The 18332-nt window shown below is 53.4% G+C and carries 17 protein-coding genes; 13 read left to right on the top strand and 4 right to left on the bottom strand.

Annotated elements, in window-relative coordinates; translation table 11 throughout:
- Window positions 1-65: 65 nt before the first annotated feature.
- Window positions 66-2993 carry an autotransporter adhesin EhaB gene (gene ehaB, locus Q1L34_RS20980; protein WP_327204268.1) on the top strand — a complete coding sequence of 976 codons (2928 nt, stop codon included), beginning with the start codon at window positions 66-68 and terminating at the stop codon, window positions 2991-2993.
- A gap of 91 nt (window positions 2994-3084) precedes the next feature.
- A complete protein-coding gene (gene iprA / locus Q1L34_RS20975; RefSeq protein ID WP_327204267.1) occupies window positions 3085-3708 on the top strand; it encodes a hydrogen peroxide resistance inhibitor IprA in 624 nt (207 codons plus the stop codon).
- Window positions 3709-3725: 17 nt separating this feature from the next.
- On the opposite strand, the gene ampH is transcribed toward iprA, so the two are convergent.
- Window positions 3726-4883 (bottom strand): D-alanyl-D-alanine-carboxypeptidase/endopeptidase AmpH, encoded by a 1158-nt coding sequence (ampH, locus tag Q1L34_RS20970; RefSeq protein ID WP_004858455.1) that lies wholly within the window; start codon window positions 4881-4883, stop codon window positions 3726-3728.
- Between the two features lie 221 nt (window positions 4884-5104).
- On the opposite strand from ampH, the gene Q1L34_RS20965 reads away from it, so the two are divergent.
- The 3 genes from Q1L34_RS20965 (at window position 5105) to Q1L34_RS20955 (ending at window position 8125) form a co-directional block, all read left to right on the top strand.
- On the top strand, window positions 5105-5617 hold the full coding sequence (locus Q1L34_RS20965; RefSeq protein ID WP_463667031.1) for an isochorismatase family protein: 513 nt from the start codon (window positions 5105-5107) through the stop codon (window positions 5615-5617).
- A gap of 119 nt (window positions 5618-5736) precedes the next feature.
- A complete protein-coding gene (sbmA, locus tag Q1L34_RS20960; protein ID WP_004858462.1) occupies window positions 5737-6957 on the top strand; it encodes a peptide antibiotic transporter SbmA in 1221 nt (406 codons plus the stop codon).
- Window positions 6958-6997: 40 nt separating this feature from the next.
- Entirely contained in the window at window positions 6998-8125 is a 1128-nt protein-coding gene (locus Q1L34_RS20955; protein ID WP_097357545.1) for a DUF1615 domain-containing protein, read from the top strand.
- On the opposite strand, the gene Q1L34_RS20950 is transcribed toward Q1L34_RS20955, so the two are convergent.
- Window positions 8122-8424, bottom strand: a complete 303-nt coding sequence (locus tag Q1L34_RS20950) for a DUF2755 family protein (protein WP_004858469.1) — start codon at window positions 8422-8424, stop codon at window positions 8122-8124. The genes Q1L34_RS20955 and Q1L34_RS20950 overlap by 4 nt on opposite strands.
- Window positions 8425-8678: 254 nt before the next feature.
- Here Q1L34_RS20950 and Q1L34_RS20945 point away from each other — a divergent pair, with 254 nt between their 5' ends.
- Window positions 8679-8885 (top strand): DUF2754 family protein, encoded by a 207-nt coding sequence (locus tag Q1L34_RS20945; RefSeq protein ID WP_044347132.1) that lies wholly within the window; start codon window positions 8679-8681, stop codon window positions 8883-8885.
- 101 nt (window positions 8886-8986) lie between these two features.
- Here the strand turns inward: Q1L34_RS20945 and ddlA are convergent, their stop codons facing one another.
- Complete coding sequence (gene ddlA, locus Q1L34_RS20940) at window positions 8987-10084, bottom strand: D-alanine--D-alanine ligase (RefSeq protein ID WP_327204266.1); 1098 nt, start codon at window positions 10082-10084, stop codon at window positions 8987-8989.
- A gap of 303 nt (window positions 10085-10387) precedes the next feature.
- On the opposite strand from ddlA, the gene Q1L34_RS20935 reads away from it, so the two are divergent.
- The 7 genes from Q1L34_RS20935 (at window position 10388) to psiF (ending at window position 17404) form a co-directional block, all read left to right on the top strand.
- Entirely contained in the window at window positions 10388-11587 is a 1200-nt protein-coding gene (locus tag Q1L34_RS20935) for a multidrug efflux MFS transporter (protein ID WP_064359853.1), read from the top strand.
- Between the two features lie 179 nt (window positions 11588-11766).
- Window positions 11767-12531, top strand: a complete 765-nt coding sequence (gene idnO / locus Q1L34_RS20930; protein WP_032716738.1) for a gluconate 5-dehydrogenase — start codon at window positions 11767-11769, stop codon at window positions 12529-12531.
- Window positions 12532-12636: 105 nt separating this feature from the next.
- Complete coding sequence (locus Q1L34_RS20925; protein ID WP_015585052.1) at window positions 12637-13926, top strand: MFS transporter; 1290 nt, start codon at window positions 12637-12639, stop codon at window positions 13924-13926.
- A gap of 65 nt (window positions 13927-13991) precedes the next feature.
- Window positions 13992-14984, top strand: coding sequence for a DNA-binding transcriptional regulator IdnR (gene idnR, locus Q1L34_RS20920; RefSeq protein ID WP_004858486.1), 993 nt, complete (start codon window positions 13992-13994; stop codon window positions 14982-14984).
- A 229-nt stretch (window positions 14985-15213) separates the two neighbouring features.
- On the top strand, window positions 15214-15474 hold the full coding sequence (gene iraP, locus Q1L34_RS20915) for an anti-adapter protein IraP (RefSeq protein ID WP_004858488.1): 261 nt from the start codon (window positions 15214-15216) through the stop codon (window positions 15472-15474).
- A gap of 87 nt (window positions 15475-15561) precedes the next feature.
- Window positions 15562-16992, top strand: a complete 1431-nt coding sequence (phoA, locus tag Q1L34_RS20910; RefSeq protein ID WP_032724335.1) for an alkaline phosphatase — start codon at window positions 15562-15564, stop codon at window positions 16990-16992.
- Between the two features lie 91 nt (window positions 16993-17083).
- On the top strand, window positions 17084-17404 hold the full coding sequence (gene psiF / locus Q1L34_RS20905; protein ID WP_004858496.1) for a phosphate starvation-inducible protein PsiF: 321 nt from the start codon (window positions 17084-17086) through the stop codon (window positions 17402-17404).
- Window positions 17405-17479: 75 nt separating this feature from the next.
- On the opposite strand, the gene proC is transcribed toward psiF, so the two are convergent.
- Window positions 17480-18289 (bottom strand): pyrroline-5-carboxylate reductase, encoded by an 810-nt coding sequence (gene proC / locus Q1L34_RS20900; RefSeq protein ID WP_004858499.1) that lies wholly within the window; start codon window positions 18287-18289, stop codon window positions 17480-17482.
- Window positions 18290-18332 lie beyond the last annotated feature (43 nt).

Raw genomic sequence — 18332 nt, 5'->3', positions numbered from 1 at the left:
AATATTCTTCTATGCATTAATAATTGATGGATCAACGATATTACGTCCCCGAGGAGGGATGACAAATGCACCCTTGGAAAAAGAAATTTGTAGTTTCACAATTAGCATTAGCCTGCACTTTGGCAGTCACCTCTCAGGCAAGTGCTTCTACTGATATTTCTGGAACCACCTACACAACATTTAATCATTATAATGACTCAGCCTATGCTGACGATGTTTACTATAATGGTTATGTCGGTTGGAATAATTACGCGACTGATAGTATTTATAACGGTGATATTTATCCGGTAATTAATAAAGCTGTCGTCAATGGCGTGATCTCTACTTACTATCTTGATGATGGGATTTCGACCAACGCCAACAGTAATAGTCTGACCATTAAAAACAGCACAATTCATGGGATGATCACCTCTGAGTGCATGACTACCGATTGTGTAGATCGCGATGCTACAGGTTATGTTTATGACCGTCTGGCTCTGACCGTTGATAGCTCAACCATTGATGATAACTATGAACATTATACCTATAACGGTACGCATGCTGATGGCACCGTAGATAGCCATATTGTTGACATTTACGATCTCGGGACGGCGATTACGCTGGATCAAGAGGTGGATCTGGTTATCAAAAATAACTCCCATGTCGCGGGTATCGCCCTGACTCAGGGTTATGAGTGGAGAGATATTGACGATAATACTGTCAGCACTGGCGTCGACAGCAGCGAAGTGTTTCATAACACAATCAATGTTACGGACTCTACCGTGACGTCAGGGTCATGGTCAGATGAAGGCACCTCCGGTTGGTTCGGCAGCAACAATAATGCCAGCGATTATACCGGTACTGGCGTTAATAGTGATGATGTTGCGATCTCCGCTATCGCGAATCCGAATGCGGATAACGCGATGCAGACGACCGTTAACCTCACTAATTCTACCCTCATGGGCGATATCCTGTTTTCCAGCAATTTTGACAACAATTTCTTCCCGAATGGCGCAGACAGCTATCGTGATACCAATTCCGCGGTAGACACTAATGGCTGGGATGGTACCGACCGTATGGATGTCACGTTGAATAACGGCAGTAAGTGGGTTGGAGCAGCGATGTCCATGCATCAGGTGGATTCTGATGGCGATGGCGTTTACGACGACTTTGCCGTGGGCACTGAAGCAACGGCTACGCTGCTTGATATTGCCGCAAATAGCCTCTGGCCTTGGTCGACTTATGGTATCAATAACGGCGACACGGCCTATGATGAAAACGGTCATGTTATCGGCAACGAAGTCTACCAGAGCGGTCTGTTCAATGTGACGCTGAACGGCGGCTCGCGCTGGGATACAAGCAAAACCTCTCTGATTGATACCTTGAGCATCAACAGTGGTTCAGTCGTGAGCGTCGCGGATTCCACCCTGGTTTCTGACACTATCTCCCTGACCGGCGGTTCTGCTCTGAATATCAATGAAGATGGTCATGTGGCGACCCACGCGCTGACTATTGATAACAGTAACGTAACGATTGCCGATGATGTCTCCGCTGGCTGGGGCGTGGATGATGCCGCACTGTATGCCAACACCATCAATATCACTAACAATGGTATGTTGGATGTGGGCAACAGTACGACGTATGCGCTGCAGGCTGACAGGCTGAATCTGACCAGCGTGACCGATTCACACGGCAATGTGCATTCTGGTGTGTTGAATGTTCACAGCAATAACTTTGTGCTAAACGCCGATCTTGCGAACGATCGTACTCATGACACCACGAAGTCTAATTACGGTTACGGCACAATCGCGATGAACTCTGATGGTCATCTGACGGTGAATGGCAATGGTGACGCCGACACCTCTTTCGACCAGTCCGAAGTGGATAACGCAGGCGACGCCGTGGCGGCTACGTCCGGCAACTACAAAGTTCGTATTGATAATGCGGATGGTAAGGGGTCAGTTGCTGCTTACAAAGGCAAAGAGCTGGTTTATGTTAACGATAAGCACAGCACGGCTGCCTTTTCTGCGGCTAACAAAGCCGATCTCGGTGCTTACACCTACCAGGCTAAGCAGGAAGGCAACACCGTTGTTCTGGAGCAGAGCAGGCTGACCGACTATGCGAATATGGCGCTGAGCATCCCGTCTGCCAACAGCAATATCTGGAACCTGCAGCAGGATACCGTGGCGACTCGTCTGACCCAATCGCGTCATGGTCTGGCCGATAACGGTGGGGCCTGGGGAAGCTACTTCGGTGGTAGCTTCAACGGCGACAACAGCACCATCGGCTACGATCAGAACGTTAACGGCGTCATGGTCGGTCTGGATAGCAAAATTGATGGTAACTATGCCCAGTGGATCGTCGGGGCGGCCGCAGGCTTTGCGAAAGGCGAGCTCAACGATCGTACCGGTAAGGTCGAGCAGGACAGCCAGACGGCTTACCTCTACACTTCTGCTCGCTTTGCAAACAACGTCTTTATTGATGGTTCTCTGAACTACTCTCATTTCAACAATGACCTGTCTGCCAGTATGAGCAACGGTCAGTATGTTGATGGTAGCACCTCTTCTGATGCCTGGGGCTTCGGTCTGAAGCTGGGGTACGATGCGAAACTGGGTGATGCCGGGTATGTGACGCCGTACGGCAGCATATCGGGTCTGTTCCAGTCTGGTGACGACTATCGCCTGAGCAATGGCATGAAAGTTGGCGACCAGTCTTACGATAGCCTGCGTTACGAACTGGGTATTGATGTCGGTTATACCTTCGCTTACAGCGATGACCAGGCGCTGACACCTTACTTCAAGCTGGCCTACGTTTATGACGACGCGGATAACCACACCAGAGTCAACGGTGATTCTATCAACAACGGTACCGAAGGTTCTGCGGTACGTGCTGGGCTGGGTACGCAGTTTAGCTTTACCCGTAATTTCAGCGCCTACACGGGTGTGAATTACCTCGGCGGCGGCGATGTTGATCAAGACTGGGCCGCTAACGTAGGCGTTAAATACACCTGGTAAGATGATTTGCAGTGAAAAAAACATTGTAGATATTTAATCAAAGGCTATGCCCGTCAAGGATTTGACGGGCATTATTGTCAGGAACGTATCAATGTTATCGCTGAGTAAACCGCTTGCTGCATTTGGTCAGCTAGATCAGTACTTGTCCAAATATGGCACTCACTTCGAGTTTTGTCGTGAAAAAAAGCCTGTATTTGTTAATGATATACATTGCGGCGAAACGATTGTCATTCTGGAAGGTGTAATTTCTCTGCGTAGAAATGAAAATATACTCATTGGTATTGCCCAGGCCCCTTTTATTATAGGGTTGGCTGATGGCATGATGAAAAATGAGTCACGATATCAATTAGTAACTGAGGGAAAATGTAAGGGTTACCATCTTTCTTCTTCACAAGCGCTTAAAATAGTTGAACAGAATAATTTGTGGCGTAACGCATTCTGCTGGTTGGTATGGCATAGTCGTATTATGGAACAACGCGATTTACAATTGATTGGTCATAACTCTTATGAACAAATTCGGGCGACGCTACTGTCGATGATTGACTGGGATGAACAATTGCGTTTTCGTATTGGAGTGATGAATTATATTCATCAAAAAACGCGTATTTCACGTTCTGTGGTTGCCGAAGTTCTTGCCGCCCTGCGAAAGGGCGGATATATCGAGATGAATAAAGGCAAACTGGTAAGCATCAACCATTTGCCTTCTGACTATTAATACGGTCGCGAAAAAAATCAGGACTCCGGGATCGGCGCCGGCTGTCCGCCGCTGAGTTCGCTGACCAGATCGTTAATACCGTTGCTCATATTGCTAAAGCGGGTCAGCGATGAGCGGGTGACCACCACAAAGGCACCGATATTTGCCTGCGGGTTCATGGCCATATAGGTAATGAATCCACCGCCGCCGCCGGTTTTTTGAATAATCCCCGGATGGCCATCTTTCGGTTTCATATAGACCCAGCCAAGACCCAGAGCGTCCGCTTTGCCCGGCACATCCATACCGATAACCCGTGTTAGCTGGCTACGTTGATAAATCAACGTCTGCATACGGTCAGCCTGCTGCCCGCGGGTATAGAAATCGGAGGAAAGGAACTGCTGCATCCAGCGCATCATATCGCCCGGCGTCGAGTAGACGCCGCCGCTGCCGATTGCCGCCAGCGTATTGTTGCACGGGCTGGCGCCTTTCTCGGCGACCATCAGGCGGCGGCACTGATCCGGTGAAGGGGTAAAGGTGGTGTCTTTCATACCCAGCGGCCGGGTGATTTGCTCTTCAAATAGCTGCGGATAGGGTTTTCCCGCTGCCGTAGAAAGGGCGTCTGCCAGCAGATCGAACGCGAGGTTAGAGTAAGCGGCCTGCGATCCCGGGGCCGCTTTCAGCGATGCTGTCGACAGCCACGACCAGCGATCCTGGCGCGTTGGCCAGACGAAGACCGGACGATGCGCCGCACCACCGGGCTGTTCGCGCGGCAGCGCGCTGGTGTGGGTCGCCAGGTTGACCAACGTAATCGGCGTGCCCTGATACGTCGGTACCCGGGCACCCGGCGGCGCGTATTTACTGAGCGGGTCGTTGAGCTTGACGACGCCCTGATCGAGCATTTTTACCAGCATCTCGCTGGTCATCAGTTTACTCAGCGAAGCAATGCGGATAACCGAATCCAGCTGCGGATGCTCATTGTTGCCCGGACGCGTTTCGCCAAAGCTACGAAACACGCGCTGGTTGCCATCAATAACAACCAGCGCCATGCCGGTGGCACCGCTACCGTAATAGATATGGTTGGCGTAACGATCGACCACATTGGCGGCAAATTCCGGGTCAACGATCGGTTGAGCTGCCTGGACCGATGTCCATGACGCCGCACACAGCGCAGCAAAAATAAGCAGACTACGTTTCAACTGGGGTATCCATAATGATAAGAAGAGATATAGGGCATATTTATACTACGAAGCGCGGCTGAACGAAGTGGAATAACGACAATATTTAGCAGAAAAACGTAACCGTGCGTAAAAAGGACTTTTTTATGCTTTCGGATATCCGCTTTCTCCGGTGGGCGCGTATGATGAGCGTTTGATGTATCGGGTGACGAGAGAGAAACATGGCGGCTCAACGAGTGGTGATGGTAGTAGATATGCAAAATGGCGTCTTTGCGACGCCGCGTATTGAGCGCGAACGCTGCGTCGCGCATATTAACCGTCTGATTCGCGCCGCGGATCGCGTGATTTTTATTCAGCATGCCGAGGACGGCGGTCTGGAAGAGGGGAGTGCAGGCTTTGCGCTGCTGGCGGATCTGGAACCCCCCGCAGACGCCCTCTATGTCACCAAAACCGCCTGCGATGCGTTCTATAAAACGCGTCTTGAGCAGGTACTGAGCGAGCATCAAATCCACCAGTTCGTGATTTGCGGCTGCGCGACCGATTACTGTGTCGATACCACCATCAAAAACGGCGCCAGCCGCGGCTATGCCATCACCGTGGCTGAGGATGCGCACACCACGGCGAACCGTCCGGCTGCGCAGGCCGTAACGCTGATTGACCACTACAACGACGTCTGGCGTACGCTAACCGTACCCGGCAATCCCGTACGCGTGAAATCCGTAGAAACAATTCTGGCCGAATGGCAGACGAACTAAGCTGCTGATATTTGGTCTCATCATCCGACCGCCCTCCCCAGGCTGCTACAGTGATGCGGCGGGCGTTTTCGTGGTACACAGCATAGCCAGAACGATAAAGAAGTTAGCAGGAGTAGATGATGTTTAAATCTTTTTTCCCCAAACCGGGGCCGTTTTTTCTTTCTGCCTTTGTCTGGTCGCTGCTTGCAGTGATCTTTTGGCAGGCGGGCGGTGGCGACTGGCTGCTGCGTTTGACCGGGGCATCACAAAATGTTGCCATCAGCGCTGCGCGATTCTGGTCGCTGAACTATCTGGTATTTTATGCCTACTACGTTTTCTGCGTGGGCATTTTTGCGCTGTTTTGGTTTACCTACAGCCCACACCGCTGGCAATACTGGTCGATTCTCGGCACCTCTTTGATCATCTTTGTAACCTGGTTTCTGGTGGAAGTTGGGGTCGCGATCAACGCCTGGTATGCGCCGTTCTACGATCTGATCCAGACCGCGCTGGCCACGCCGCATAAAGTCAGTATTAACCAGTTCTATCAGGAAATTGGCGTGTTCCTCGGCATTGCGGTGATCGCGGTGATAATTGGCGTGATGAACAACTTTTTCGTCAGCCACTACGTTTTCCGCTGGCGTACGGCGATGAACGAACACTATATGGCCCACTGGCATCACCTGCGCCACATCGAAGGTGCCGCTCAGCGTGTGCAGGAAGATACCATGCGCTTTGCCTCTACCCTTGAGGATATGGGCGTGAGCTTTATCAACGCCGTGATGACGCTGATTGCCTTCCTGCCGGTGCTGGTCACGCTGTCTGAACACGTGCCGGATCTGCCGATTGTAGGTCACCTGCCGTATGGCCTGGTGATTGCAGCGGTGGTGTGGTCACTGATGGGGACCGGCCTGCTGGCGGTCGTGGGGATCAAACTGCCGGGGCTGGAATTTAAAAACCAGCGCGTGGAAGCGGCGTATCGTAAAGAGCTGGTGTATGGCGAAGATGATGAATCCCGCGCCACGCCGCCGACAGTGCGCGAGCTGTTTAGCGCCGTTCGTCGCAACTATTTCCGCCTCTATTTCCACTACATGTATTTCAACATCGCCCGCATTCTTTATCTGCAGGTGGATAACGTTTTCGGTTTGTTCCTGCTGTTTCCGTCGATCGTTGCCGGTACGATTACGTTGGGCCTGATGACGCAGATTACCAACGTGTTCGGCCAGGTACGCGGCTCGTTCCAGTACCTGATTAGCTCGTGGACGACGCTGGTGGAACTGATGTCCATCTACAAACGTCTGCGTAGTTTTGAACGCGAACTGGATGGTAAAGAGCTGCAGCCTGTTACCCAGACGCTAAACTGATTACCGATCCCCACCCATAGCAGAGGCAGATTGAAGGATGATGCAAAGACAAGGAAAGTGCAGGGCAGCCGCGGTACCACGTCGAGTTTCCTGCGTCCTGACGCTGTTGGCTGGGGTTGTTCTGAGCGCCTGTACCAGCAACACGGCGCCGGTACTGAAAGAGGGCGAAAAGCCCGTTGACGTTGCCGCGGTGGTGCGGCAAAAAATGCCCGCCAGCGTGAAGGACAGGGATGAATGGGCGCAGGCGATTGCCAAAACCTTCGAAAGTCAGAAGCTGGCACCGACGGAAGAGAACGTCTGTTCGGTGCTGGCCGTCGCGCAGCAGGAGTCCAACTATCAATCCGATCCGGTGGTGCCGGGGCTGAGCAAAATCGCCTGGCAAGAGATAGACCGCCGGGCCGAGAAGATGCATATCCCGGTTTTCCTTGTGCACACGGCGCTGAAAATTCCGTCACCCAACGGCAAAAGCTACAGCGAGCGGCTGGATAACGTGAAAACGGAAAAGCAGCTTAGCGCCGTGTTTGACGATTTTATCGGCATGGTGCCTATGGGGCAGAAGTTATTCGGTTCACTTAACCCGGTGCATACCGGCGGACCAATGCAGGTGAGCATTGCGTTTGCCGAACAGCATACCGATGGCTACCCGTGGAAAATCAACGGCACCGTGCGCCAGGAAGTGTTCAGCCTGCGCGGCGGCCTGTGGTTTGGTACCCGGCACCTGCTCAACTATCCGGCGAACTACAGCGTGCCGCTGTACCGTTTTGCAGATTTTAACGCGGGCTGGTACGCCAGCCGCAATGCTGCGTTTCAGAATGCCGTCAGTAAAGCGAGCGGCGTGAAGCTGGCGCTGGACGGTGATTTAATTCGTTATGATAGCGATGATGCAGGGACGACGGAGCTGGCGGTACGCCGTTTAGCCGGGCAGCTGGCGATGAGCGATGATGACATCCACCGGCAGTTGAAAAAAGGCGACAGCCTGGCGTTTGAAAAAACCGAACTGTACCAACAGGTTTTCCGTCTGGCGGATAAGAAAGCAGGCAAAGCGCTGCCGCGGGAGATACTGCCGGGGATTCAGCTTGAGAGCCCTAAAATTACGCGCAATCTGACCACGGCCTGGTTTGCGAAACGCGTTGATGAGAGGCGGGCCAGCTGTATGGCGCGTCGCTAGCGATTATCGCTCCAGCGCAGGATAAGCCCCAGTACGCCGATCAACAGACCGCCGAACAGGAAGGGGATCAGACCAAACAGGGTCCCCACCGCCAGCCCAATCTTAATTCGGGGCGAGCTGTTGTCCTGGATTTGCATCAGGTGCTCGAAAACGCCGGGGGCATGTACCAGCATACTTAACATCTGCGCGCCGGCCCAGAAACAGAACAGCACAAACAGGGCATAGGCAATATTGCTGCGGGTGATGGCACTTCTTTTTTTAGCGGCAATAAGTGATTTTGAAAAGGCGAACTCAGCCATCTTACCCTCCGAACTTGACTGACCTGCTGGTGTGCATCGCGGCATAGCGATTATTCTGGCAGCGGGAAGGGGTTCTCAGTATCAGATTGCTGGTAATTTACGACCAGGAATATTCCTGTTTTCTACCCGGGAGCGGGTGGGCGGATCATTTTGCGGAACTTAGAGCGATATCCCAATGTGTGATAATTCTCCCCGGGGCTACAGACCGCGGATTCCGGCTGTGCGAAGATGCTTTTTTTGTTGTCGGAGGGGCCATGAAACTCACTGAAAAAATTCGCCGTGACTGGCATTACTACGCGTTTGCGCTGGGATTAATTTTTATTCTGAACGGCGTGGTGGGGCTGCTGGGCTTTGAAACGCAAGGCTGGCAATCCTATGCCGTCGGGCTGGTGACCTGGGTGATTAGCTTCTGGATCGCAGGAAAGATTATCCGCCGCCAGACCGGGGTGGAAGAAGCCTAGGCCGGACGCGTTCTCCGTAGCGGGAAGGTGGCCGGGATTGCGGCGCTGCGTCTCAGATAGCCCGGGTAAGGCGCCACGCGCCGTCACCCGGGAAAAGACAATCAGTTCATGGATGTCTTCAGCGCGCGGTCTGCCGCATGGCGCTCCAGCGCCAGTTCAATCAGGCGGCTGATCAGGCTGGTGTAGTCCAGGCCGCTGGCCTGCCACAGCTTCGGATACATACTGATGTTGGTAAAACCTGGCAGCGTATTGATTTCGTTGATGATAACTTCGTTCTCTTCCGTCAGGAAAACATCAACGCGGGCCATGCCGCTGCAGCCCAGCGTCTGGTAGGCCTGAATGGCAATATCGCGAATTTTATCGTTGATATCGCTGGCAATGGCCGCAGGAACTACCACTTTCGCCCCCTGATCGTCGATGTACTTGGTATCGTAGGCGTAGAACTCGCTGTTGAGGACGATTTCGCCGCAGGTACTGGCCTGAGGATGATCGTTCCCCAGCACCGCACACTCAATTTCCCGTCCTTTAATTCCTTGTTCCACCACCACTTTATGGTCGAATTCAAAGGCCAACGCGACCGCCTGCTGGTACTGCTCTTCGCTGTTGACTTTGCTGACGCCTACCGAAGAACCCTGGTTGGCCGGTTTGACGAACAGCGGCAGGCCGAGTTTGTCTTGCACCTGCGTAAAGCTGAACTGCTGGCGATTGGCGCGGGTCAGGGTGATGAACGGGGCAATCGCCAGTCCGGCATCACGCAGCAGGCGCTTGGTGACGTCTTTGTCCATACAGGCGGCGGACCCGAGGACGTCGGAACCGACGAAGGGCAGGTTAGTCATGCGCAGCATGCCCTGCAGCGATCCGTCTTCCCCGAGGGTACCGTGAACAATCGGGAAAATCACATCGATGGCGGCCAGCGGTTGGCCGCTGTCGGCGTTGATCAGCTGTTGCGCGTCACGGCCAGGAATTTGCGCCAGGGTGACGTCGGAAGGACGCAGGGCGATACGGGCAGGATCCTGCGGGTTTAACAGATAGTTACCGGCATCGTTGATATGCCAGAGTCCCTGTTTATCAATGCCGAGCAGAACGACATCAAAGCGTGTTTTATCAATTGCTTCAACGATATTTTTCGCCGATTGCAGCGACACTTCATGTTCTGCCGACTTACCGCCAAAAACGATCCCAACCCTCATCTTAGCCATTTCAACTTCCATCCTGATGACAACAAAGCACATAACATAGCATGTGCAATGCGCGCATGGCTGCCAGAATGTTGCTCCTGGAAAGCGGCAGGCTAAAAGCTGTTCGATTGCCGTCCAGCGCACCCTGCAGGTCAGCAGAACGCGCTGAAGGGGCGGCGGTTGGTCCTGATAATGTTCGACAAAAAATTTATTCGAGCGATAAAACACTAAACTCAGGCTCAGCGCATCTCTGGTAATACGTCGATGAGTGGAAATTGCTAAGCTAGGTAATAATTCGCAAAAAATTAATGAATACGTGTAGTTATGGAATCCTGGAAGGTCAATCTCATCTCCGTCTGGTTTGGTTGCTTTTTCACCGGCCTGGCGATCAGTCAAATTCTGCCTTTTTTGCCGCTTTATGTTTCTCAGCTCGGCGTGACGTCTCACGAGGCGTTATCGATGTGGTCGGGGCTGACGTTCAGCGTCACCTTCCTTGTATCGGCTATTGTCTCACCCATGTGGGGCAGTCTGGCCGATCGTAAAGGGCGTAAGCTGATGCTGCTGCGCGCCTCGCTGGGTATGGCGATTGCCATTCTGCTTCAGGCCTTCGCCACCAACGTCTGGCAGCTGTTTATCCTGCGTGCGGTAATGGGGTTGACCTCAGGCTATATTCCGAACGCGATGGCGCTGGTGGCCTCTCAGGTACCGCGGGAACGCAGCGGCTGGGCGCTCAGTACGCTATCGACGGCGCAAATCAGCGGCGTTATCGGCGGGCCGCTACTGGGCGGCTTCCTGGCCGACCATGTTGGGCTGCGGGCGGTCTTTTTTATCACCGCGATTCTGCTGACGGTCAGTTTTCTTGTCACGCTATTTCTGATTAAAGAGGGCGTCCGGCCGCAGACCAGCAAGGCCGATCGCTTAAGCGGCAGGGAAGTGCTGGCGTCGCTACCTTATCCTGGGCTGGTGATTAGCTTGTTTTTCACAACCCTGGTCATTCAACTGTGCAATGGCTCTATCGGCCCCATACTGGCGTTGTTTATCAAGTCAATGGCGCCGGACAGCAACAATATCGCCTTTCTCGCCGGGATGATTGCCGCGGTACCCGGAGTTTCCGCGCTGATCTCCGCGCCGCGTTTAGGCAAACTTGGCGATCGCATCGGAACCTCGCGCATCCTGCTGGCCACTTTGTGCTGCGCGGTGGTGATGTTTTTCGCCATGTCGTTCGTCACCACCCCGCTGCAGCTGGGCGTCTTGCGTTTTCTGCTGGGCTTTGCCGATGGCGCAATGTTGCCGGCGGTGCAGACTCTGCTGCTCAAATACAGCAGTGATAAGGTGACCGGGCGTATTTTCGGTTATAACCAGTCGTTTATGTACCTGGGAAATGTGGTCGGGCCGCTGATTGGCGCTTCGGTATCGGCAATGGCCGGTTTTCGCTGGGTCTTTATCGCAACCGCAGTTATCGTGCTGGTTAACCTTTGGCAGCTGGCCGTGATGCTGCAACGCAGTCGCCGTACCGCCGCCTAGCGCCTTTCTCGCGGCATTTACGCCCGGGCGTAAATGCCGCGTTCAGATGTCCATCTTCTGCCTGTCTCCTGTAAATGTTGCACTGATCACAAATTGATCATTTCTCTTCTTTTCCCTCTTTAAAATACAACTGTTACGCGTATACAGTTACGCATAACAGTACATGGAAAAGAGTTTTTATGAGAAATTTATTCGATTTATCCGGCAAGCGCGCGCTGATCACCGGCTCCGCCAGAGGTATTGGCTATCTGCTGGCGGAAGGTCTGGCGGAGTATGGGGCCGAGATTATTATCAATGACCGCACGCAGCAGAAAGCAGACGCCGCGGCGCAGGCGCTGCGTGAGCAGGGCTATCGTGCGACGGGCGTGGCTTTCGATGTTACCCGCAGCGTCGAGGTTGAACAGGCCATTGCGCGGATTGAGGCGCAGATCGGGGCGATTGATATTTTGATTAACAACGCCGGGATCCAGCGTCGTTATCCCTTCACCGAATTTCCTGAGGATGAATGGGACCAGGTGATTGAGGTTAACCAGAAAGGGGTTTTCCTTGTTTCTCAGCAGGTGGCTAAATATATGATGATGCGCCGCTCAGGGAAAATAATTAATATTTGTTCAATGCAGAGTGAATTAGGTCGTAAGACTATTACACCGTATGCCGCATCGAAAGGGGCGGTCAAAATGCTAACGCGTGGAATGTGTGTGGAGCTGGCCGAATATAATATTCAGGTTAATGGTATTGCTCCGGGTTATTTTGCCACAGAAATGACCGCAGCATTAGTTAACGATCGGGATTTTTCTGCCTGGCTGTATCAAAGAACCCCAGCTGCGCGCTGGGGAAAACCGGAAGAATTAATTGGCGCCGCGGTCTATCTGGCCTCCCCGGCGGCTAATTTTGTGAATGGACATCTGTTGTTTGTTGATGGCGGGATGCTTGCCGCCGTTTGAGTCCTGCATCGCCTTTTAGCGGCCGCACGTCGGCCGCCAAAAAGCTGATGAATATATAAAATAATGACCCCCCGTTTGATTATGCACTTTATCTGAGGATGGCATATGCAAATGCTCGCGAAATTACCAGCGCGTCGCTGGTGGTATTTAATGCCGGTAATTTTTATTACTTATAGTCTGGCGTATCTCGATCGTGCGAATTATGGTTTTGCCGCCGCTGCCGGTATTGAAAGTGATTTAGGTATTACCAAAGGAACGGCATCACTGATTGGCGCTTTGTTCTTCCTGGGCTATTTCTTTTTCCAGGTTCCCGGTGCGATGTACGCCGTAAAACGCAGCGTACGAAAAATGATTTTCTTCAGCCTGGTATTATGGGGCTTTTGCGCGGCGGCCACCGGGTTTGTCAGCAATATTCCGATGTTAATGGTTATTCGCTTTACGCTCGGGATCGTCGAGGCGGCGGTGATGCCGGCGATGCTGATTTATATCAGCAACTGGTTTACCAAAACCGAGCGTTCACGCGCCAATACCTTCCTGATTCTTGGCAACCCGGTGACGGTATTGTGGATGTCGATTGTCTCCGGCTACCTGATTCAGTCCTGGGGCTGGCGGGAAATGTTTATTATCGAAGGCATTCCGGCGGTGCTATGGGCTATCTGCTGGTGGATTCTGGTGCGGGATAAACCGTCGGAAGTCTCCTGGCTGAATGCGCAGGAGAAGCAGGTTCTGCAACAGGCGATGGATAGCGAACAGAGCCATATCAAACCGGTGCGCAACTATGGCGAGGCGCTGCGTTCACGAAACGTAATCATGCTGTGCGCCGTCCATGCGCTGTGGAGTATCGGGGTTTATGGCTTCATGATGTGGATGCCGTCAATTCTGAAAAATGCCGCGCAGATGGATATCGTTGCCGTCGGCTGGCTGGCGGCGGTTCCCTATCTGGCGGCGATTTGTCTGATGCTGACGGTCTCCTGGCTGTCGGATAAATTCCAGAATCGTAAACTGTTCATCTGGCCGCTGTTGCTGATTGCCGCCGTGGCGTTTTTCGGCTCCTGGATGATCGGCAATCAGTCTTTCTGGTTCTCTTACGGGCTGCTGGTTATCGCCGCCGCCTGTATGTATGCGCCGTATGGTCCCTTTTTCGCGCTGATCCCGGAGCTGCTGCCGCGCAACGTGTCGGGGGTGTCGATGGGATTAATTAATAGCTTCGGCGCGCTCGGTGCGTTCCTTGGCGCCTGGCTGGTGGGATATCTGAATGGCATCATGGGCGGGCCTGGCGCGTCGTACACCTTTATGGCCATTGCGCTGCTGGCATCGGTGGTGCTGATGTACAACGTGCGGGCCAACGACGATCGAACGGCTGCGCTGATGACGACAAAAAAGCTTGCGGGTTAACAGAATCGAAGCTGCTGTGGTAAGGTTCTCCGCGAGCATATGAGTCGTTTGTCGCAGAGAACCCGATGAAAAACAACCGGATGACATTACAGGATATCGCGAACCTGGCCGGGCTTAATAAAATGACGGTCAGCCGTTATTTACGAGACCCAGGCCAGGTATCGCAGCGTAGCCGTGAATTGATCGCTAAGGTCATGGAAGAGAACAACTATATTCCTAACCGGGCGCCGGAAATTCTGCTCAATGCCCGCAGTAAAACCATCGGCGTGCTGATTCCCTCCTTTCGTAACCAGATATTCGCCGATGTGCTCGCCGGTATTGAATCCGTCACTTCTGCCCACCAGTATCAGACCCTGATTGCCAATTACGGCTACGATCCGCAGCGTGAAGAGCGCGAAGTGCTCAATTTACTCTCCTACAATATCGATGGGCTGATTCTCACCGGCAAGCAGCACACTGACCGCATGATCCAGTATGTCCGCGCCAGCGGTATCCCGGTCGCGGAGCTGATGGACATCGGCGGGCAGCCGCTCGATATCCAGGTGGGATTTGATAACGAGAAAGCCGGCTGGGATATGGCTCATGCGTTTCTCGAAAGCGGCAAACGAAAAATCGCCTTTTTTGGTTCGATGGACGATCCCCGCGATGTGAGTCGTTTCCGCGGGACTGAACAGGCGGTGGCGGCCTGTGGCCTGCAGGCGTATCACATCACGCCGCGTACCATCTCCTCGGTGGCGCTGGGCCGGCAGATGTTCCTGCAAATGCAGCAGTCGCACCCGGATATCGACGCGATTTTTTGTACCAATGACGATCTGGCGGTCGGCGTGCTGCTGGAGTGTCAGGCGCAGGGCATTGCGGTGCCGCAGGAGATAGCGATTGCCGGCTTCCACGGGCTGGAAATTGGTCGCGCGCGGCTGCAAAAAATCGCCAGCGTCATTACTCCTCGTTATGACATCGGTAAAACGGCGAGTGAAATCCTGATTGCCCGTCTGGCGGGGAAAGACGCGCCAGATAGCGTGAATTTGGCCTATCAGATATATTATGGCGATACGTTATAATTATTACCGGAATAGCAATATTCTTTTTTATTATTATCTATTGAATTTAGTTATGAAAGGTATTGTTCTTGCCTTGAGTTTATTCCTGGTGGCGATCGTCGAATGAGCAAAACGTTTCGCTTATTATATTGAGAGATAAACAACCATTTTTAAAAAATAATACTGGTATCCGATGGCGAATGTATGACATAACTAGCAAATAATGGAACCCGCATAAGGATACAGTGCTGTGAAGAATCTGATTGCTGAACTACTGGTAAACCTGGCGCAAAAGGAGGAAGAAGCGAAGGAACTGACGGTGCAGGTTGAGGCGCTGGAAGTTGTCGTGACGGCGCTGCTTCGCCATATGGCGCAGGATGCGCAGCAGGCACTAATTAACGATATTGAGCACGCTATTGAGCAGGCGAGCCCCGGTCCGCTGGTGGACGATCGCGACGCTCAGCTGCTGCAGCAATATATAAAAAAGCTGTTACGGCATCCGCGTAGTTAGTTCTTTTGACAGGACATGGATGCTGTCATTTTACTGTCATCTCGCTTTTATAAAGTCTCCCTCGTTTTGTTTTTTAAGTATTTTTACATGGAGACGACAAAAGTGAAATTAAACGCCCTCTTTATTGCCCTGTTACCTCTGCTGGGCTCCCCGGTTATTCATGCAGAAACCACGGCTGCCCCGGTTCTGGAAAATCGTGCCGCTCAGGGCGATATCACCACGCCCGGCGGCGCGCGCCGCTTAAGCGGCGATCAAACTGCCGCGCTGCAGGCTTCGTTAATCAACAAACCCGCAAAAAATATTATTTTGCTGATTGGCGACGGGATGGGCGACTCTGAAATTACGGCGGCGCGCAATTATGCCGAAGGCGCCGGCGGTTTCTTTAAGGGCATTGATGCGCTGCCGCTGACCGGTCAGTACACACATTATTCTCTGGATAAGAAAACCGGCAAACCGGATTACGTCACCGATTCCGCCGCGTCCGCGACCGCCTGGACCACCGGCGTAAAAAGCTATAACGGCGCGCTGGGGGTTGATATCCATGAAAAAGATCATCAGACCATCCTCGAACTGGCGAAAGCCGCAGGGTTTGCCACCGGCAATGTCTCCACGGCAGAGCTGCAGGATGCCACGCCAGCGGCGCTGGTCGCACACGTGACTTCGCGTAAATGCTATGGCCCGAGCGTCACCAGCGAAAAATGTCCCGGCAACGCGCTGGAAAAGGGCGGTAAAGGCTCAATTACCGAGCAGTTGCTGAATGCCCGTGCGGACGTGACCTTAGGCGGCGGGGCCAAAACTTTCGCCGAAACCGCGACGGCCGGTGAATGGCAGGGCAAAACGCTGCATGAGCAGGCCATTGCCCGCGGCTACCAGATTGTCACCGATGCCAGCTCGCTGGCCGCGGTCAGCGAAGCCAACCAGGGCAAACCGCTGCTGGGTCTTTTCGCCGACGGCAACATGCCGGTGCGCTGGGAAGGGCCGAAAGCCTCTTACCACGGAAATATTGATAAGCCGGCGATAACCTGCACCCCGAACGGCAAACGTGACGCTTCCGTTCCGACGCTGGCGCAGATGACCGAGAAAGCGATCGGTCTTCTGAGCAGCAACGAGAAAGGATTCTTCCTGCAGGTTGAGGGCGCCTCCATTGATAAACAGGATCATGCGGCGAATCCGTGCGGTCAGATTGGCGAAACCGTCGACCTTGATGAAGCGGTACAAAAAGCGCTGGAGTTTGCCAAAAAAGAGGGTAACACGCTGGTCGTTGTCACCGCTGACCATGCGCACGCCAGCCAGATTATTCCGGCCGATTCCAAAGCTCCGGGCCTGACTCAGGCGCTGACGACCAAAGACGGCTCGGTGATGGTCATTAGCTACGGCAACTCGGAAGAGGAGTCGATGGAACATACCGGCACGCAGCTGCGCATTGCCGCCTACGGTCCGCATGCCGCAAACGTGGTGGGCTTAACCGATCAGACCGATCTGTTCTACACCATGAAAGCCGCGCTGGGTCTGAAATAAGCCGCTGCCGATGGTGAATTGTGGCCATCGGCTGGTTTTTTTCCCATCAGCGACCAGACTTACAGAGATTGACTGACAAAAGGATGGTGTGATGAAAATAACATTGTTGGTAACTCTGCTTTTTGGTCTTATCTTTGTGACGGCGGTGAATGCCGCGGAAAAAACGCCCACGCCCCAGCAGCAAAAAATGACGACCTGCAACAAAGAGGCCTCGTCGAAATCGCTGAAAGGGGATGAGCGTAAAGCATTTATGAGTCAGTGCCTCAAAAAAGATGCGCCGGCGCCGGAAAGTAAAGGGCTGACGCCTCAGCAGCAAAAAATGCGCGAGTGCAACGGTCAGGCGACCCAGCAGTCTCTGAAAGGGGACGATCGTAATAAGTTTATGAGTGCCTGCCTGAAGAAACAGGGATAAGCGGGCGCGGGTCGAAGCTGATGGGGTAAAAACGGGTGAGGAGACTCCTCACCCGATATCGACACGAGGCGGGGATCAGGAGCGGCTAAGCTTCTCTGATTTTTCCATGCATTTGACCATGGCCTCGATGACCGCAGAGCGGAATCCTTTCTCTTCCAGTACCCGCACAGCTTCGATGGTAGTCCCGCCTGGCGAGCAGACCATATCTTTCAGCGTCCCCGGATGTTCTCCGCTTTCGAGCACCATTTTGGCCGAGCCCATGACCGCCTGAGCGGCAAATTTGTAGGCCTGAGCGCGCGGCATACCGCCGAGAACGGCAGCATCTGCCATCGCTTCAATAAACATGAAGACATAGGCCGGCGCGGAACCGCTCACGCCCACCACCGGGTGGATCATCGGCTCAGCGATAATTTCAGCCTGACCGAAGCAGCGGAAAATCGTCAGCGCTTCGGCGACCTCTTCGCTGGTCACCAGCGCGTTAGGTGTCACTGAGGTCATCCCGGCGTTAACCAGCGATGGGGTGTTCGGCATCGCGCGTATGATCTTGCGATCGTGGCCCAGCGCCCGTGCCAGCTGATCGAGCGTGACGCCAGCGGCAATTGAGATAACCAGCGAGTCTTTATTCAGGCTGGAGGCGACTTCACTGAGCACTTTAATCATGATCCCCGGCTTGACCGCGCCGAAGATGATATCGGCGACCTGAGCGACTTCCTGTGCGCTCTGCGCGGCATTGATGCCGTACTGGTCGTGCAGGGCCGCCACTTTGTCCGGCGACGGGGTGTAGACCCAAATTTGCCCAGGCTGCACCTGTCCGCTGGCGATCAGACCGCCCAGAATGGCCTTACCCATATTGCCGCAGCCGATAAAGCCAATTTTCTTCTCCATCACCGTTCCCCTTTGCTTATTTTGTCGTGAGTTCTCTAGCTTA

Source organism: Klebsiella ornithinolytica, from assembly GCF_030505655.1.
GTDB lineage: Bacteria > Pseudomonadota > Gammaproteobacteria > Enterobacterales > Enterobacteriaceae > Klebsiella > Klebsiella ornithinolytica.
Note: the sequence above shows the minus strand (reverse complement) of the source record. Positions and strands in the feature narration are given on the sequence as shown.